We start from the raw sequence: 17,360 nt of genomic DNA, 5'->3' as shown, positions 1-17,360 counted from the left end.
GCGGCGCACCGATGCGCACGGCGGCGTTGTCATTACTGAATCCGATGAACTTTTCCGACGCTCTAGGCGACTACTTCTCTTTGTTCGGATTGCCGCGCCGCTATACGGTCGATCCGTCGGTGCTGGAATCTGCCTACCTTGATGTGCAGGCGAAGATCCACCCGGATCGCTACGCGCACCTGGCCGAAAACGAGCGTCGTGTGGCGATGCAGTGGGCCTCGCACGCCAACGAGGGCTACCGCATTCTTCGCCGCCCGGTGCCGCGAGCGCGCTACTTGCTGCATCTGGCTGGCATCGATCCGCAGATCGAGTCAAACACGGCAATGCCGCCCGATTTCCTGATGCGCCAGATGCTGTTGCGCGAGGCGGTTGAAGAGGCCGAACAGGATGGCGACGTTGCAACACTCGACAATCTGCTGCGCGAATTGCGACGCGATGCGCGGGCGATGGAGCAGTCCCTGGCGGACGATTTCGATGTGCGCGGTGACTTGATCGCCGCCACGGCGCGTGTGCGGCAATTGATGTTCCTCGAGCGACTGCAGGAAGAAATCGGCAGCGCTCTCGAAACCCTGGAAAACTGATGGCACTTCTTCAGCTCGCCGAACCTGGCCAGTCTGCTGCCCCGCACGAGCATCGCCTCGCGGTCGGCATCGATCTTGGTACTACTCATTCGCTCGTCGCCACGGTGCGCCATAGCCTGCCGGAATGCTTGCCCGGCGAGCAATGCGGCATCCTGTTGCCGTCCATCGTTCGCTACTTGGCTGACGGCCGCGTGCAGGTCGGCAAAGAGGCTGCCGAGCATCAGGCCACGGATTCGCAGAACACGATCGTGTCGGTCAAGCGCTTCATGGGGCGCGGTCTGGCCGACGTCGAAGCCGGTGCGAGCAAGCAGTACGATTTCGTTGATGCCGAAGGCATGGTTCGCATCAACACCGTGGCAGGCGTAAAGAGCCCGGTTGAAGTTTCCGCAGAGATTCTGAAAGTCTTGCGTCAGCGTGCCGAGAGCCGCCTTGGCGGCGAGCTGGTCGGTGCGGTGATTACGGTTCCCGCCTACTTTGACGATGCGCAGCGTCAAGCAACCAAGGATGCGGCACGGCTGGCTGGCCTGAACGTCCTGCGGCTGCTGAACGAACCCACCGCCGCCGCGATCGCCTACGGTCTCGACAACGAAACCGAGGGCACCTATGCCGTCTTCGACCTCGGTGGCGGAACCTTCGACTTCTCGGTGTTGAAACTCTCGCGCGGCGTGTTTGAAGTGCTCGCCACCAGCGGCGACGCGGCACTTGGTGGCGACGATTTCGATCAGGCCCTTGCCATGTGGCTGCGCGAGCAATGCGGCGCGACGGACCTGCCGCCCGAGGATTCTCGCGCCGTGTTGGTCGAGTGCCGTCGGGTCAAGGAGGCCTTGTCGCGCGCTGCGGCCGAAGAGGCTCGGGTGGTACTGAGCGATGGGCGCGAATTGGTCGCGAATGTGACTCGCGAACAGTTCGAATCGCTGACCGCCAAATTGGTCGCCAAGACCCTCGCGCCGGTGCGTAAGGCGCTGCGCGACGCGCATCTCGACGTCGAGGACGTGAAGGGCGTCGTGCTGGTTGGCGGCGCAACGCGGATGCCGCAGATCCGCGCCGCGGTCGAGCAGCATTTCGGTCGCGAGCCGCTCACTGATATCGACCCGGATAAAGTGGTCGCAATTGGTGCCGCGATCCAGGCCAATGTGCTGGCGGGCAACCGGCGCGACGAGGATGACTGGCTCTTGCTGGACGTCATTCCCTTGTCGCTGGGGATCGAAACGATGGGCGGCCTGGTGGAGAAGATCGTCACGCGCAACTCGACGATCCCGACAGCGAAAGCGCAGGAGTTCACGACCTACAAGGATGGTCAGACCGCAATGGCGATCCACGTCGTGCAGGGCGAGCGTGAGCTCGTGCGCGACTGTCGTTCGCTGGCGCGCTTTGAACTGCGTGGTATTCCGCCAATGGCGGCGGGCGCGGCGCGCATCCGTGTGACCTTCCAGGTCGATGCCGACGGATTGCTGTCGGTCTCGGCGCGCGAGACGGGTTCGGGCGTTGAAGCGTCGATTGCGGTGAAGCCCTCGTACGGGCTGTCGGACGACGAGATCGCCGGCATGCTGCGCGCAGGTTTTGATCACGCGGATGCGGACATGCGCTTGCGTGCGTTGCGCGAGCAGCAGGTGGAGGCACAGCGCATGATCGAGACGGTCCAGTCGGCTTTGGCGGCCGACGGAGATCTGCTCGATGCCGGCGAATGCGCCGCAATTCATGCTGCACTCAACGAACTGGCTGCCCTCAATGCAGGTGACGACGCACGCCAGATCAAGGCGGCGCTCGATGCGATGAACAAGCTGACCGAGACTTTTGCTGCGCGCAGAATGGACAAGACCATTCGAGCGGCCCTGGCTGGACAGAAGGTCGACGACCTGAAGGTATGAACGTATGACCCAAGTGATTGTATTGCCGCATGTGGAGTTGTGCCCCGAAGGCACGGTGATCGAGGCGCCGCAGGGCGAGTCGATTTGTGACGCTCTGCTCGGTGCTGGCATCGAGATTGAGCACGCCTGCGAAAAATCCTGCGCGTGCACGACCTGCCATGTCGTGATCCGCGAGGGCTTCAACAGCCTTGAAGCCGCCGAGGAGCTCGAGGAAGACCTGCTCGACAAGGCCTGGGGTCTGGAGCCGACTTCCCGGCTATCGTGTCAGGCCAAGGTTGGTACGACGCCGCTGGTGGTCGAAATTCCGCGTTACACGATCAACATGGCCAGGGAGGGCAAGCGATGAAATGGACCGATGTGCGCGAGATCGCGATTGAGCTCAGCGAGCGCCATCCCGACGTTGATCCGCTGCGTGTGAACTTTGTTGATCTGATGAATTGGGTGATCGCCTTGCCGGGCTTCGACGATGACCCGAAGCATTGCGGCGAAAAGATTCTTGAGGCGATTCAGGCGACCTGGATCGACGAGGCAGACTGAGCACTACGACGGGGGGTGAGGCGATGACTGCAGCAATCCATGAGTTCAGCACTCGCACGCTGGACGGCAAGCCACTCAATCTGGCCGACTACGCCGGCAAGGTGCTGTTGATTGTTAATACCGCGAGCAACTGTGGGTTCACGCCGCAGTACGCAGGGCTTGAGGCCCTGCAACGTCAATATGGCGCGCGCGGTCTTGTGGTGCTTGGTTTCCCCTGCAATCAGTTTGGTGCGCAGGAACCTGGTTCCGAAGCCGAAATCGGCGCGTTCTGCGAGAAGAACTACGGCGTGACTTTCCCGTTGTCCGAGAAGGTCGAAGTCAACGGTGATGGCGCGCATCCGCTGTTCAAGTACGTCACGAAAGAAGCCCCGGGTCTGCTTGGTACGACCGCGATCAAATGGAATTTCACCAAGTTCCTGGTCGACCGTGACGGCAATGTGGTTGAGCGCTTCGCCCCAACGACGAAGCCTGAGGAACTGGCAGCACAAATTGAAACGCTGCTCGCTTGAGCATGGCGTGCGCATGAAAAAGGCGACCGACGGTCGCCTTTTTTCTTTGCGGTTCTGCTTTGGCTAAACGAGTGGCGCCTCGGCTGGTTCGTTCAGCGATAGCCAGTACATGCCAAGCTGGCCCACGGTCTGGATGAAGCGTTCGAAGTCCACGGGCTTTCGGATGTAGCTGTTGGCGCCGAGTGAATACGCGTCATGGATATCCTGCTGCTCTCGCGATGTGGTCAGCACCACCACGGGGAGCAGGGCGGTCCGCACGTCTGCGCGTATGCGGCGCAGCACCTCCAGACCATCGATGCGAGGCAACTTGAGGTCAAGCAGGACCACTGCAGGCATCTGGCTCAAGTCGCGATTCAGGTGGCGACCCGTGCCAAAGAGATAGTCAAGCGCCTCAACACCGTCCCGGGCGACAACTACCGGGTTTGCAATGCGGTTCTTCGTGAAGGCTCGCAGCGTCAGGGCCTCGTCGTCAGGGTTGTCCTCGACGAGCAGGATAGGGCGATCGGTGGTCATCATGTGTCCGGGTCGCGATGGGGGCGTCAAACTTGCCTACGGCATGGCGCGCTTGTTCTGAAGGCCACTCTGCATCGCGCACCTGTCCGTCAGTCTAACGGACTAGGCAATCACCGTCGACATGGCGGGTTTCATCGCCATGTCTGGATCAGTGCGGAAGGTCTTCTCGGTGGATCAGAAAGACCCCTTCATCGGCACCGGCCGTATTCAGCCAGGTAAGCGGCAGGTCGGGCCAAGCGGCTTCGACGAGATGGCGATTGTGACCAACCTCAACCGCAAGCACGCCGCCCGGGTTCAGATGGGCATGCGCCTCCGCAAGAATCGTCCGCACGACATCGAGCCCATCTTCGCCCGCGCCCAGCGCCATTTCGGGCTCGTGACGATACTCGGGCGGCAGCGCGTCCATGGCTTCCTGCGTGACATAAGGCGGGTTGCTGATGATCAGGTCATAGCTCCGGTCGCCAAGTGCTTCGAATACGTCGGAGCGGATCAGCTCCACACGATCCTCGAGGCCGTAGTCGGCAACATTGGTGTGGGCGACTGCCAGCGCGCCATCGGAGAGGTCGACCGCATCGATTTTGGCGTTGGGGAATACATGCGCCATGACGATTGCAAGGCAGCCGCTGCCGGTGCACAGGTCGAGCGCGGCTTCCACCTCTTCCGGATCCTGAATCCAGGGCGCAAACCCATCCTGCAGCAACTCGCCGAAGTACGAGCGCGGCACGATCACCCGTTCGTCGACACTGAAGCGGTAAGGGCCGAGCCACGCTTCACCGGTGATGTAAGCGGCTGGTTTGCGGCTTTGCACGCGCTCGTCAATGACGGCGAGCACTTCCGCGCGCTCATCCGACGGAATGCACGCATCAAGGAAGGGATCGAGCCGATCAAGTGGCAGATGCAGCGTATGCAGGATCAGATACACCGCCTCGTCGAACGCATCCTCGGTGCCATGGCCGAACACGAGTTTTGCGCGGTTGAACTGCGATACCGCGTAGCGCAGCAGATCGCGCACGGTGACCAGTTCGTCGCGCGGGTCGTGATCGTGTGTGTGATGTTCGTGGTCGCACTGATCGTCGTCACAGTGTTCCGGGTGATGGGTCATGTCGATCTTTCAGGCGAGAAGCAGGCGTTCAATGATGCCGCGATAGGCAACGGAAAGCGGTTCGATCGCCGATACGGCGATGCGTTCGTTAACTTTGTGGATGCTCGCATTCACCGGGCCGAACTCGACTACCTCGGGGCAGTGCGTGGCGATGAATCGGCCGTCCGACGTACCGCCGGTCGTCGACAGTTCCGGCTTGATGCCGGTGGCGGCCTCAATTGCACCCTCCATCGCGTCGACGAGCTTGCCGCGCGGCGTGAGGAACGGGTTGCCCGAGAGCTGCCAGTCGATCTCGTAATGCAGGTGATGGGCGTCCAGCACCTGATGCACCCGCTGCTTCAGCATGTCGGCCGGGCTGGCTGGTGAGAAGCGGAAGTTGAAGCGCATCTCGAGCGAACCGGGGACGATATTGGTCGCGCCGGTACCCGAGTGGATGTTTGAAATCTGGAAGCTTGTCGGGGGGAAATACTCGTCCCCGCTATCCCATTCGATCGCGGTCAGTTCTGCGAGTGCGGGCGCAATCAGGTGGATCGGGTTGCGTGCGAGCTGCGGGTACGCCACATGGCCCTGTACCCCGATTACCCGCAGCAGCGCGTTGAGCGAACCACGGCGGCCGTTCTTGATCATGTCGCCGAGGGTGTCGACCGACGTCGGTTCGCCCACCACGCAGAAGTCCATCGCCTCACCGCGCGCGGCGAGTGTTTCGACGACGATTTTTGTACCGTGGGTCGCTACACCTTCCTCGTCAGAGGTCAGCAGCAGCGCGATCGAGCCCGGATGATCAGGGTGGGCCGCAACGAAGGCCTCGATTGCGGTGACGAAAGCGGCCAGCGAGGTCTTCATGTCGGCGGTACCGCGGCCATAAAGGTAGCCGTCGCGCTCGACCGGATCGAACGGATGGCTCTCCCATTCCACGATCGGCCCGGTCGGCACCACATCGGTATGGCCGGCAAAGCACAGCACTGGCCGGGCGGTACCGCGACGTGCCCAGAGGTTGCTGACGCCGTTGGCCTCGATGCGCTCGAAGCGGAAGCCAAGGGGCGCAAGGCGCTCCTCAATCAGTTCAAGGCAACCCTCATCCTTGGGGGTGACTGACGCGCGCCGGATCAGCGCTTCGGTGAGGGCTCGTGTCGGGGAATGCACTGTTGTTATCGCGTTCTTGTGGGGTCAGGAGGGGGACGATTCGTCCATGTGCAGCGTGAAGGACTTGAACGACGCACCGTCGGTTTCGCTTTGCTCGAAATCGATGATCGGCGGTTGCGTCGACTGGTTCTCAAGCTCGGTGCCGCCGAGTTGCTGGTTGTTGATCAGCCAGGCAAGGTTCGTCGGCGAGTCGGCGTTGCCGAGCGCTTCGTCGAGCGAGATGGTGCCTTCCTTGTAGAGTCGGAAGAGGTCTTGCTCGAAGGTTTGCGAGCTGGGTGCCAGCGATTGCTCCATCGCTTCCTTGATCTCGGGGAAATTGCCCTTCTCGATCAGGTCTGCGATGTGGCGGGTATTCGAAAGGAGCTCCACCGCCGGAATGCGGCGACCATCCGGCCGCTTCACCAGCCGCTGCGAGATGATTGCCCGCAGCGCGACCGAAAGGTCGAGGTAGAGCAGGGTGCGATTCTCGAGCGGGAAGAAGTTCGCGATCCGGTTCAGCGCGTGGTAGGCGTTGTTTGCATGCAGCGTGGCAAGACACAGGTGACCGGTCTGCGCATAGGCAATTGCTGCCTGCATTGTCTCGCGGTCGCGGATTTCACCGATCAGGATGCAATCCGGCGCCTGACGCATCGCGTTCTTCAGCGCGATATGCCAGTCGTGCGTGTCGAGGCCGACTTCGCGCTGGTTGACCACCGAGCGCTTGTGCCGGAACAGATACTCGATCGGGTCTTCTAGTGTGAGGATGTGGCCCGGTTTCGTGTTGTTCCGGTGATCCAGCATCGATGCCATGGTCGTCGACTTGCCTGAACCGGTGGAGCCGACGACCAGGATTAGGCCGCGCTTCTCGAGGATCAGATCGGCCAGCGAATCGGGCAGGCCGAGCGAGTGGAGCTGCGGAATCTCACCCTGAATGAACCGTACGACGATGGCGATTGAGCCGCGCTGCCAGAACATGTTGACACGGAAATTGCCCAGATCGCGGCGGCCGAACGACAGGTTCAGCTCCTTCGTCTTCTCGAAGGACTGGATCTGTTCCGGCGTCATCATTTCGTAGGCCATGCGCTGGATGACCGCAGGCTCCATCACCTGCTGGTTCACCGGCATCACGGTGCCCTGGATCTTGATGTGTATGGGCGCGCCCGCCGAGACAAAAATGTCCGACGCATGCTTGTCGCCCATTAGCTGGAACAGCTTGTCGAGGATCATGGTCCGCCGCTCTCTGTTTGGGTGGATTCGGTTTTAGGCGCGCAGCAGATCGTTGATGCTGGTCTTCGCGCGGGTCTTTGCATCCACCTTCTTCACGATGACTGCGCAGTACAGACTGTACTTGCCATCGGAGGAGGGCAGGTTGCCGGAAACCACTACCGAGCCGGCCGGGATGCGGCCATAGCTGACGGTGCCGGTCTCGCGATCGTAGATCTTGGTGCTCTGGCCGATGTACACGCCCATCGAGATCACCGAATTCTCTTCAACGATCACGCCTTCCACGATCTCGGAGCGTGCGCCGATGAAGCAGTTGTCTTCGATGATCGTCGGGTTGGCCTGCATCGGCTCCAGCACGCCGCCAATGCCCACGCCGCCCGAGAGGTGCACGTTCTTGCCGATCTGTGCGCAGGAGCCGACGGTCACCCAGGTGTCGACCATCGTGCCTTCATCAACGTAGGCGCCAATGTTCAGGTACGAGGGCAGCAGCACCGCATTGCGGGCCACAAAGCTGCCGCGGCGGGCAACCGAACCGGGCGTCGCGCGGAAACCGGCAGCGCGGAAGTCTGCTTCGGTCCAGTTCGCGAACTTGGTCGGCACCTTGTCGAAGTACTTGTTCACGCCATCGTCGGTCAGCACGTTGTCGTTGGCGCGGAAAGACAGCAATACGGCCTTCTTCACCCACTGATGCGTCACCCATGCGCCGTCAATCTTCTCCGCCACGCGCACGCGGCCGGCATCCAGATCGGCAATCGTGTGCTCGATCGCGTCGCGCAGTTCTGCGGCCACGTTGCTCGGATTGATTTCGGCGCGCTGTTCCCAGGCGTTTTCGATGATGGTTTGCAGGTTGCTCATCAGGGGGACCTCGATAATTGGTGGTTGAAAACGGTAGATCAGGCGGCGCCGAAGCGTCGCGCGACAAACGATGCAATACGCTGCGCGGCCTCGATGCACTCTTCGTGCGACGCCACCAGTGCAATCCGGACAAAGCCTGCACCCGGGTTCACGCCGCGGCTCTCACGTGAGAGGAACTGACCGGGCAGCACGGTCACATGCGTTGCAGCAAACAACTCCCGTGCGAACTCGCGGTCGTCGATCGGCGTGCGGGCCCAGAAGTAGAACCCGGCGTCGGGCAATTGCACTGGCAGCGCTGGGTCCAGAACCGGCTTGAGTGCCGCGAACTTTTCGCGATAAAGCGTTCGATTGTCGCGCACATGAGTTTCGTCTCGCCACGCAGCCACGCTTGCTGCCTGCACCGGAAGACTCATCGCACAGCCGTGGTAGGTGCGATAAAGCAGGAACTGCTTGAGCACTGCGCGATCGCCTGCGACGAAGCCCGAACGCAATCCGGGCACGTTCGAGCGCTTTGAAAGGCTTGAAAACACGACCAGGCGCTCGTAGCCAGTGCGGCCGAGCGCCTTGGCCGCCTCCAACGCACCCAGCGGCGGCTTGCCTTCATCGAAGTAGATTTCCGAGTAGCACTCGTCGGCCGCAATCACAAAGCCATAGCGGTCTGCGTACTCGAACAGACGTTTCCAGTCTTCGAGCTGCAGCACCTTGCCGGTCGGGTTTCCGGGCGAGCAGACGAACATCAGCTGAACGCGGGACCATTCGGCCGCGCTGAGCGAATCCAGATCGAGGCCGAAGTCGTTCTCGGGCAACTGATTCAGGAAGACGGGCTCGGCGCCGGAGAGCAGCGCCGCGCCTTCGTAGATCTGATAGAACGGGTTCGGGCAGACCACCAGCGGTTTCGCGGCACTGGCATCGACGACCGCCTGAGCAAACGCGAACAAGGCCTCGCGCGAGCCACACACCGGCAGTACCTCGTGGGCGGGGTCAATTGGTGTCAGCGCATAGCGCTGCGTCAGCCACGCGGCAATTGTCTCGCGCAGGGCGTCGCCACCGGCAGTGGTTGGATACGCCGAGAGCCCGCGCAGGTTCATGACCAGCGCTTCTTGAATGAAGGCCGGGGTGGCGTGCTGTGGCTCGCCGATCGAAAGCCGCACCGGGCGCAGCCCGGCCGGAGGCTCGACGCCGGCAAACAGCTGGCGAAGGCGTTCGAACGGATAGGGCTGCAGCAGGTCGAGGCGCGGATTCAAATCAGGCTCCAGGCGAGGCTTGCGGTCGGTGTGACGGGCTTGGCGCTGCGCGTTGCGGCTTGCCACATGGCATGCCGGGCAGCGTTGCGGGGGTGATATTATAGCCACCCGTTTTGCCCGCCGCGCCGCCGATTGCCGCGCCCACGCCAGTTCCGGTTCTGCTCACGTGCGCCTTTCCAAGCTCAAACTCGCCGGGTTCAAGTCCTTCGTCGATCCAACGACCGTGCTCACCCCCGGTCAGCTGGTCGGCGTTGTCGGCCCGAATGGCTGCGGCAAGTCCAACATCATCGATGCGGTGCGCTGGGTACTCGGCGAATCCCGCGCCGGCGCGCTGCGCGGCGAATCGATGATGGACGTGATCTTCAACGGGTCGACCACGCGCAAGCCGGTCAGCCGTGCGAGCGTCGAACTGGTTTTCGACAATGCCGAGGGGCGCGCGGCCGGTCAGTGGTCGCAGTACGCCGAGATCTCGGTCAAGCGCGTACTCGATCGCAGCGGTGAATCGAGCTACTGGATCAACAATATCCACGTCCGTCGTAAGGACGTGATCGACCTGTTCCTTGGTACCGGCCTCGGGCCACGCGCTTACGCGATCATCGAACAGGGCATGATTTCGCGCATCATTGAAGCGCGCCCCGAGGACGTCCGCGGCTTTCTTGAAGAAGCGGCGGGGGTCACCAAGTACAAGGAACGGCGCAAGGAGACCGAAGGTCGCCTGTCCGATGCGCGCGACAACCTCGCACGCGTCGAGGACATCCGCAACGAACTCGGTGCGCAGATCGAGCGCCTCTCAGGCCAGGCGGAGGTGGCTCGCCGATATAAGTCCCTCAACGAGGCCCTGCGCGAGCAACAGATCCTGTTGTGGTTGCTGCGCCGCAATGAAGCGCGCGAGGATGCGGCCCGCGTCGCTGCGGCGGTGGCGGAAACCACTGCACGGATCGAGGCCGAGACGGCCCGTTTGCGCGAAGCCGAGGCGCTTGCCGAGACGGCCCGCGAAGCCCATTACAAGGCATCGGACGCGCTACACGCAGCCCAGGCGGACCTTTACGCCGCGAACGGTGAAGTGACCCGACTCGAAGGCGAAATGACGCGTATGCGCGAGCGTCGTCAAATGCTTGGCAGCCGGGTCGGGCAGCTGCTCACCGACGAGGCGCGCTGGATCGCGCAACGCGACGCTGCGGAAGGCGACCGCCAGCGTTGGGAGAGCCTTCTTGATGCGGCAGGGCTGCGTCACGAACAAGCCCAGGCGCGTCACGAGGAACTTGCAGCGCGGCTCCCCTCGGCCGAGGACGCGCTCGCCGGCGCTCAGGCGGCGACACGCTCCCTGCGGCACGAGCTGGGCTGCACCGAGCAGCAGTTGCGGGTTGAAGAGACGCGCCGCGCGAGCGCGCTGCGCGCCCTTGATACGCTCGCGCAACGCCGCATGCGTATCGAGAGCGAACGCCACGGTCTGCAGGCGCCCGATGCGGAGGCCCTGGCGCGAGCGGAAGCAGCGGCTGAACTCGCCGCCGGTCGCCTTGAGCAACTGCAGGAAGCGCTGGATGACGGCACCGCAAACCTGCCTGCGCTGCTCGCGGCGGTGCGCTCAGCACAAGATGCCGAACGCCAGACCAATCGCCAGCTCACCGAGGCGCGGGCACGACGCGAGGCGTTGTTGCGAATTCAGCAGAAGGCCGCTGCGCCCGGGGCGTTGGCCGACTGGCTGAAAGCGCGTGGCCTTGATAGTGCCAGGCCGCTGTGGCAATCGCTGCGCGTAGAGGCAGGCTGGGAGTTGGCGCTGGAAACGGCGCTACGCGAGCACTTCAACGCCTTGCAGATCGTTGATGCAGCAACCGCCGGTGACGCGCTCGCTTCGCAGCCGCCAGCCAGCGTGTCGCTCGCCTTGCCGCCTACCGTATCGACGAATGTGGAGGAGCCGGCGCAGTCGTTGCCGGGTGTGCCGCTCCGTAGCTTGGTTCAGCTGGACTTGCCGGATTGGGCCTCTGGGCTTGCCGTATGGCTGCATGGTGTTCGGGCGGTTGAGGATTGTCGCGAATGGCTCGCGCAAGCCGGAACACTGCCCCTGGGCGTGCGCCTGATCGACCGGGCCGGGCGCGAGCTGAGCCGCGCGGCATGCTCTTGGCTGCGGGCTGATGCCGGCAGCCACGGTGTGCTGGAACGCCAGCGCGAACTCGAAGAGCTTGAAGCGCACGTCGACGCGCTGGAGGCAGAGGCCGCTACGGCTCATGCCGCGCTGGCCGAGGCCGAAGCGGCAAGCCATCGTGCGCAGGAATCGCTCACCACGCTGCGTCGCGAGCATCAGGCCGCCCAACAGACCGCGCATCGCGAACAGCTCGCCGCAGTTCAGCTTGGGCAGGCTCGGCAGCGCTACGACGAACGCGCCGGCCAGCTGCTGCGCGACATCGAAGAGCTCGACCTGCAGGTCGCCGCGGAACGGACTCACCTGGAAACGGCGATCACCGCGCAGTCGGTACAGGAAGAGCGCGCAGAGCAACTGCGTGAACGGCTTGAAGCGACCGAGGGCATCGCCCAGCAGCAGGACAATGCGCTGCGCGCACTCCGCCAGCAGGAGCAGCAACTCGCGCGCGAAGTGCAGGAGGCGGCGTTCTCCGAACGCGAGTGCCGCGGCAAACTCGACGACCTGGCGCGCCAGCTTGCGCAGGCCGCCGAGCAGATCGTGCGTTGCGCGCGTGAGCGCGAGGCTGCTGAAGCAGAGCAGGCCGGCCTGGACGAAACACCGCTCGGCGATGCCTTGCAGGGCGCGCTGGAGATGCGCGAAGCCCGCGAGGCGATGCTGGCGCAAAGTCGCGAAGCGCTCGACGTCGCTGCGACCCGCCTGCGCGAACTCGACGAAGCCCGTCTGCGCGCCGAACTCGCGCTGCGCCCCTTGAACGACGCTTTGGCAGAGGCGCGCCTTAAGCTGCAGGCGGCAGAGCTGGGTCAGCAGCAGTACGACGAGCGACTTGCGGAGATCGAACTCGACGAAAATGAGTTCGCCGCTCGGCTTGCGGCGGGTCCGAAGGACCAGACGCTGGTGCGGGAGATCAACCGCCTTACCCGCGAGCTGGCCGATCTGGGGCCCGTAAACCTTGCGGCAGTGGAAGAGTTGCTCGCCGCCGAAGAGCGGAAAGGCTACCTTGATGCGCAGTCAGGTGACCTGAACGAGGCAATCGGTACGCTGGAGGATGCAATCCGGCGTATCGACCGCGAGACTCGGGAGCAATTGCAGGAGACGTACAATACGGTCAATCGTCAGTTTGGCGAGCTCTTCCCGCAGCTATTCGGCGGTGGCGAGGCGCAGCTGATCCTGACCGGCGACGAAATTCTCGACGCGGGCATCCAGATCGTGGCGCGCCCGCCTGGCAAGAAGAACAGTTCGATCCACTTGTTGTCCGGTGGAGAGAAAGCGCTGACCGCAATCGCGCTGGTGTTTTCGTTCTTTCAACTCAATCCGGCGCCGTTCTGCCTGCTCGACGAGGTCGATGCACCGCTCGACGACGCCAACACCGAACGGTTCTGTGCGATGGTCAAACGCATGTCGTCCATCACGCAGTTCATGTTTATCAGTCACAGCAAGATCACGATGGAGCTGGCGCGCCAGCTGGTGGGCGTCACGATGCAGGAGCAGGGCGTCTCCCGCGTGGTCGAGGTGGATATCGAAGAAGCGCTGCGCCTGGCTGACCCAGTCGCAGCTTGAGAGGTCTCATGGCAGGCAACGAACTCCTTTATGGTCTGATTGGTTCCGGCGCCGGCGTGGTGGTGTTGGTTCTCGGTTACAACGCCTGGCAGGAACGCAAGGCCCGCCGCAACGCCGAAAAGGCGTTTCGCTCGGAGCATCGCGACGTTCTGCTGGAGGGCGCGGGTGCGGCAAGCGGCCCGGCAGAACCGGTAGAACCGGGCGGGCGGCTCGAACCCGCGTCTGCGCGCATCCCCGCGCAACCGCCGATTGGCCGCGCTGCCGAACCCGAATTGCCACTTGAAGCGCGCGCGATTGACTGCGTTGCGCGTATCGAAGCCCCCGCCGGTGTGATCGGCGGGGCCCTGGTTCAGGGCGCTGGTGGCCCGTTGTCGCAGGTGCATCGCGCCGTGCGTTGGTACGGATTCGATGATGCGGCCCACGCCTGGGTTGCGCTCGACGCCGGTGACAAACGCAGCTTCACGCGCATGAGCGCAGCGATGCAGCTGGCGGATCGCCGTGGCGCGGTCGGCGAACGTGAGGTTGACGCATTCTGCGCGGCAATTCAGCGAGTCTGCGATCAGTTCATGGCGGTGCCGCGCTTCATGGACCGCGGCGAAGCCCTGACCCTGGCCCAGGGCGTTGATCAGTTCTGCGCAGCGCTCGACATCCAGATCGCGGTCAATGTGGTTGCTGGGGAGCATGCCTTCCCGGGCACGAAGTTGCGCGGGCTGGCCGAGGCGGCGGGCATGGTGCTCGATGGTGACGGCTGCTTCCATGCTCGTGACGATGCAGGGCAGAGCCTGTTCGTCCTTGCCAATCGCGACGCCGCGCTCTTCTCGCCGGAATCGCTGCGCCACGGCAGCAGCAGTGGGGTCACCCTGAGCCTTGATGTGCCCCGCGTGGCAGCGGGCATTGAGGCCTTCGATCGCATGGTGGCGCTTGCACGGCAGTTTGCCGGCGCGTTGCATGGACATCTGGTCGATGACAATGGCAAGCCACTCAGTGACGCTTCGCTCTCGATGATCCGCAGCCAGGTGCAGCAGTTCCAGGAGCAGATGGATCGCCAGGGCGTGCCGGCAGGCAGCACCCTCGCACTGCGCCTCTTCACCTGAGGGCTTCCGATGATCGCGCCTCGTGAGGCGTTCGAGCAGGCCGCCACCTTGCGGGCGACGCTCGAGCGCTACAGCCATGCCTATTACGTCCTGGACGAACCTCTTGTTCCAGACGCCGAGTACGACCGGTTATTTCAGGCGCTGCAAGCGCTCGAAACCGAGTATCCGGAACTTTGCACCGCCGATTCGCCGACCCAACGCGTCGGCGGCAAAGCACTCGCGCAGTTCGCGCCGGTTCGGCACGCCGTGCCGATGCTCTCCATCCGAACCGAGACCGACACCGAGGCGAGCGGCGCCCGCGCATTCGACGCGCAGGTGCGTCGTGAGCTTGAGCTGACCGAAACCGATCCGCCGGTTGAGTACGCCGCGGAGCTGAAGTTTGACGGGCTCGCAATCAGCTTGCGCTACGAGCGCGGCATTCTGGTGCAGGCGGCAACCCGCGGTGACGGCGAAACTGGCGAAGATGTCACGCAGAATATCCGCGCGATCCGCCAGATACCGCTTCGACTTCGTACCGACACTCCGCCTGAAGTCTTTGAGGTGCGCGGAGAGGTCTACATGCGGCGCGACGATTTTGCGCGCATGAACGAGCGGCAGCATGCGCGCGGTGAAAAGACTTTCGTCAATCCGCGCAACGCGGCGGCCGGAAGCGTGCGTCAGCTTGACCCTGCCATCAGCGCGCAGCGCCCACTGTCCTTCTTTGCTTACGGCATCGGCGAAGCGACGGGTTGGGGAGGGGCGGACAGTCACGGTGCGCTGCTCGACCAACTCGCGCAGTGGGGCTTCCCGGTCTGCAGCGAGCGCTGCGTGGCGCTCGGGGCGGAGGGGCTGATCGCCTTTCATGATCGCGTCGGTGCGCAGCGCGATGCACTGCCATTCGACATCGATGGTGTCGTCTACAAGGTCAATTCGCTGGCGCTTCAACGCCGGCTGGGCTTCCGTACCCGAGAGCCACGCTGGGCGGTCGCCCACAAGTACCCGGCACAGGAAGTCGTGACGCGGGTTCAGGGAATCGAAGTGCAGGTCGGCCGGACAGGGAAACTGACGCCGGTCGCGCGTTTGGAGCCTGTCTTCGTCGGTGGTGTGACCGTAACGAACGTGACGCTGCATAACCAAGACGAGGTCACGCGCAAGGATGTTCGAGTCGGTGATAGCGTTGTTGTTCGGCGCGCCGGCGATGTGATTCCCGAGATCGTTGCTTCCTTGCCCGAGCGTCGTCCCGAGGGGACGACGCCCTTTGTGATGCCGCAAAGCTGCCCGGTGTGTGGCTCTGCCGTCGCGCGGGAAGAGGGCGAGGCGGACCATCGTTGCAGCGGCGGCCTTTACTGCCCGGCTCAGCGCAAGCAGGCGCTGCTGCATTTTGCCTCGCGTCGCGCGATGGATATCGAGGGGCTCGGCGACAAGCTGGTCGATCAACTTGTCGATGCGGCGATCATTCGTACGCCGGCCGACGTCTACAAACTGGGCGTGCTTGCACTCGCCAACCTCGACCGGATGGCCGAGAAGTCAGCCCAGAATCTTGTCGACGCGATCGATCGCAGTCGGAGCACGACCCTCGCGCGCTTCATCTACGCCCTGGGCATTCGCAACGTGGGTGAAGCGACCGCGAAGGATCTCGCACGGCACTTCGGCACCCTTGACGCGTTGATGGCCGCTGATGAAACGGCCCTGCTTGCGGTGCCGGACGTCGGGCCTATCGTGGCTGCAAGCATCGCCGGCTTCTTTGCGGAGGCACACAACCGCGAGGTGGTCGAACAGCTTCGGGCGGCGGGCGTGCACTGGCCGGAATCAGCAGGCCTTGCCGATGCTGCCGCAACCGCCCCCTTGAGCGGCAAGACATTCGTGCTGACCGGCACTCTGCCGACACTGTCGCGCGACGAAGCCACCGCGTTGATCGAGGCGCAAGGCGGCAAGGTGGCAGGTTCGGTGTCGAAGAAGACCAGTTACGTGGTGGCTGGCTCCGAGGCCGGCTCCAAGCTCGACAAGGCGCAACAGTTGGGCATTACGATCCTCGACGAGGATGCACTCCTCGCGCTGCTGCGTGAAAGCAGTGCTGGGCCCCAAACAATGGATCAAGAACAATGAAGCGAATTCGCAAGGCTGTATTTCCGGTAGCGGGGCTGGGTAGCCGCTTCCTGCCGGCAACCAAGGTCATGCCCAAGGAAATGCTGCCGATCGTCGACAAGCCGATCATCCAGTACGCGGTTGAAGAGGCCGCCGATGCGGGCATCACCGATATGGTCTTCATCATCGGCCGCACCAAGCGCGCGATCGCTGACCATTTCGACAAGGCCTATGAGCTCGAGAACGAGCTCGTGACCCGTGGCAAACACGACATGCTCAAGATCGTCGAAGACACGATTCCGAAGGGCGTCAATTGCATCTTCATTCGCCAGGCCGAGGCGCTGGGTCTGGGGCATGCGGTTTTGTGTGCGGAAGCGGTGGTGGGCAATGAGCCTTTTGCCGTGCTGCTGGCGGACGATCTGCTGGACGGGGCCACGTCCGTCACCAAACAGATGGCAGACGTCTTCAACTACAACCGTTGCTCGGTGCTCGGCGTGATGGAAGTGCCGCGTGAGGCGACAGGCTCTTACGGTGTGGTGAGTACCGAGAAAGACTCGGGCGATCTGCGCCGCATCTCGGGCATCGTCGAAAAGCCGAAGCCCGAGGAAGCGCCTTCCAACCTCGCGGTGGTCGGCCGCTATATCCTGACGCCGCAAATCTTTGAGCACCTGCGCAACCTGAAGCCGGGTACGCACGGCGAGTTGCAATTGACCGATGCGATTTCCGCGCTGTTGCGTGAAGAGTCCGTGTTGGCGTATCGATTCGACGCCACGCGCTATGACTGCGGCGACAAGCTTGGTTACCTGAAAGCCACGGTCGAACTGGGCATGCGCCATCCGGAGATCGGCGCGGACTTCAAACGTTTCCTGGCAGAGCGATTCGGTCACGCCTGACCTTGCCGTCGGCCATGTCGGTTGGGGCAAAACCCAACCGATGTGCAAAAAGAAAGG

General features: G+C 63.2%; 15 protein-coding genes. 9 read left to right on the top strand and 6 right to left on the bottom strand.

Annotated features, from left to right (window positions below; translation table 11 throughout):
* Positions 1-44: 44 nt before the first annotated feature.
* The 5 genes from hscB to HH302_RS13325 are packed head-to-tail and all read left to right on the top strand — an operon-like array spanning position 45 to position 3,495.
* Positions 45-581, top strand: a complete 537-nt coding sequence (gene hscB, locus HH302_RS13345) for a Fe-S protein assembly co-chaperone HscB (RefSeq protein ID WP_172202728.1) — start codon at positions 45-47, stop codon at positions 579-581.
* Complete coding sequence (hscA, locus tag HH302_RS13340) at positions 581-2,449, top strand: Fe-S protein assembly chaperone HscA (protein ID WP_172202727.1); 1,869 nt, start codon at positions 581-583, stop codon at positions 2,447-2,449. The genes hscB and hscA overlap by 1 nt, the downstream gene beginning before the upstream one ends.
* 4 nt (positions 2,450-2,453) lie before the next feature.
* Positions 2,454-2,795 carry an ISC system 2Fe-2S type ferredoxin gene (fdx, locus tag HH302_RS13335; RefSeq protein ID WP_172202726.1) on the top strand — a complete coding sequence of 114 codons (342 nt, stop codon included), beginning with the start codon at positions 2,454-2,456 and terminating at the stop codon, positions 2,793-2,795.
* The gene (gene iscX / locus HH302_RS13330) at positions 2,792-2,986 is read left to right on the top strand and encodes a Fe-S cluster assembly protein IscX (protein WP_172202725.1); all 195 of its coding nucleotides are present in this window, start codon (positions 2,792-2,794) and stop codon (positions 2,984-2,986) included. Before fdx ends, iscX begins: the two co-directional genes overlap by 4 nt.
* Positions 2,987-3,009: 23 nt before the next feature.
* Positions 3,010-3,495, top strand: coding sequence for a glutathione peroxidase (locus HH302_RS13325; RefSeq protein WP_172202724.1), 486 nt, complete (start codon positions 3,010-3,012; stop codon positions 3,493-3,495).
* Between the two features lie 63 nt (positions 3,496-3,558).
* Here the strand turns inward: HH302_RS13325 and HH302_RS13320 are convergent, their stop codons facing one another.
* The 6 genes from HH302_RS13320 to dapC form a co-directional block, all read right to left on the bottom strand.
* Positions 3,559-4,008, bottom strand: coding sequence for a response regulator (locus tag HH302_RS13320; protein WP_172202723.1), 450 nt, complete (start codon positions 4,006-4,008; stop codon positions 3,559-3,561).
* A 148-nt stretch (positions 4,009-4,156) separates the two neighbouring features.
* Positions 4,157-5,110, bottom strand: a complete 954-nt coding sequence (prmB, locus tag HH302_RS13315) for a 50S ribosomal protein L3 N(5)-glutamine methyltransferase (RefSeq protein ID WP_172202722.1) — start codon at positions 5,108-5,110, stop codon at positions 4,157-4,159.
* Between the two features lie 9 nt (positions 5,111-5,119).
* On the bottom strand, positions 5,120-6,262 hold the full coding sequence (gene dapE / locus HH302_RS13310) for a succinyl-diaminopimelate desuccinylase (RefSeq protein WP_172203141.1): 1,143 nt from the start codon (positions 6,260-6,262) through the stop codon (positions 5,120-5,122).
* A gap of 15 nt (positions 6,263-6,277) precedes the next feature.
* On the bottom strand, positions 6,278-7,459 hold the full coding sequence (locus HH302_RS13305; protein WP_172202721.1) for a PilT/PilU family type 4a pilus ATPase: 1,182 nt from the start codon (positions 7,457-7,459) through the stop codon (positions 6,278-6,280).
* 33 nt (positions 7,460-7,492) lie between these two features.
* Positions 7,493-8,311, bottom strand: coding sequence for a 2,3,4,5-tetrahydropyridine-2,6-dicarboxylate N-succinyltransferase (gene dapD / locus HH302_RS13300; protein WP_172202720.1), 819 nt, complete (start codon positions 8,309-8,311; stop codon positions 7,493-7,495).
* Between the two features lie 38 nt (positions 8,312-8,349).
* Entirely contained in the window at positions 8,350-9,555 is a 1,206-nt protein-coding gene (dapC, locus tag HH302_RS13295; protein ID WP_172202719.1) for a succinyldiaminopimelate transaminase, read from the bottom strand.
* A gap of 166 nt (positions 9,556-9,721) precedes the next feature.
* On the opposite strand from dapC, the gene smc reads away from it, so the two are divergent.
* From smc to galU, 4 genes are read left to right on the top strand one after another with little or no spacing between them, the layout of a single operon-like run.
* Positions 9,722-13,252, top strand: a complete 3,531-nt coding sequence (gene smc, locus HH302_RS13290) for a chromosome segregation protein SMC (RefSeq protein ID WP_172202718.1) — start codon at positions 9,722-9,724, stop codon at positions 13,250-13,252.
* An 8-nt stretch (positions 13,253-13,260) separates the two neighbouring features.
* Complete coding sequence (locus HH302_RS13285) at positions 13,261-14,346, top strand: cell division protein ZipA C-terminal FtsZ-binding domain-containing protein (RefSeq protein WP_172202717.1); 1,086 nt, start codon at positions 13,261-13,263, stop codon at positions 14,344-14,346.
* Positions 14,347-14,355: 9 nt separating this feature from the next.
* Positions 14,356-16,431 carry an NAD-dependent DNA ligase LigA gene (ligA, locus tag HH302_RS13280; protein WP_172202716.1) on the top strand — a complete coding sequence of 692 codons (2,076 nt, stop codon included), beginning with the start codon at positions 14,356-14,358 and terminating at the stop codon, positions 16,429-16,431.
* Positions 16,428-17,303 carry a UTP--glucose-1-phosphate uridylyltransferase GalU gene (galU, locus tag HH302_RS13275; RefSeq protein WP_172202715.1) on the top strand — a complete coding sequence of 292 codons (876 nt, stop codon included), beginning with the start codon at positions 16,428-16,430 and terminating at the stop codon, positions 17,301-17,303. Before ligA ends, galU begins: the two co-directional genes overlap by 4 nt.
* The last annotated feature ends 57 nt before the right edge of the window (positions 17,304-17,360 follow it).

The organism is Niveibacterium sp. COAC-50, assembly GCF_013184235.1.
Taxonomy (GTDB): Bacteria; Pseudomonadota; Gammaproteobacteria; order Burkholderiales; family Rhodocyclaceae; genus Niveibacterium; species Niveibacterium microcysteis.
The sequence above is the reverse complement of the archived record's forward strand: the minus strand, read 5'-3'. Positions and strand labels throughout refer to the sequence as shown.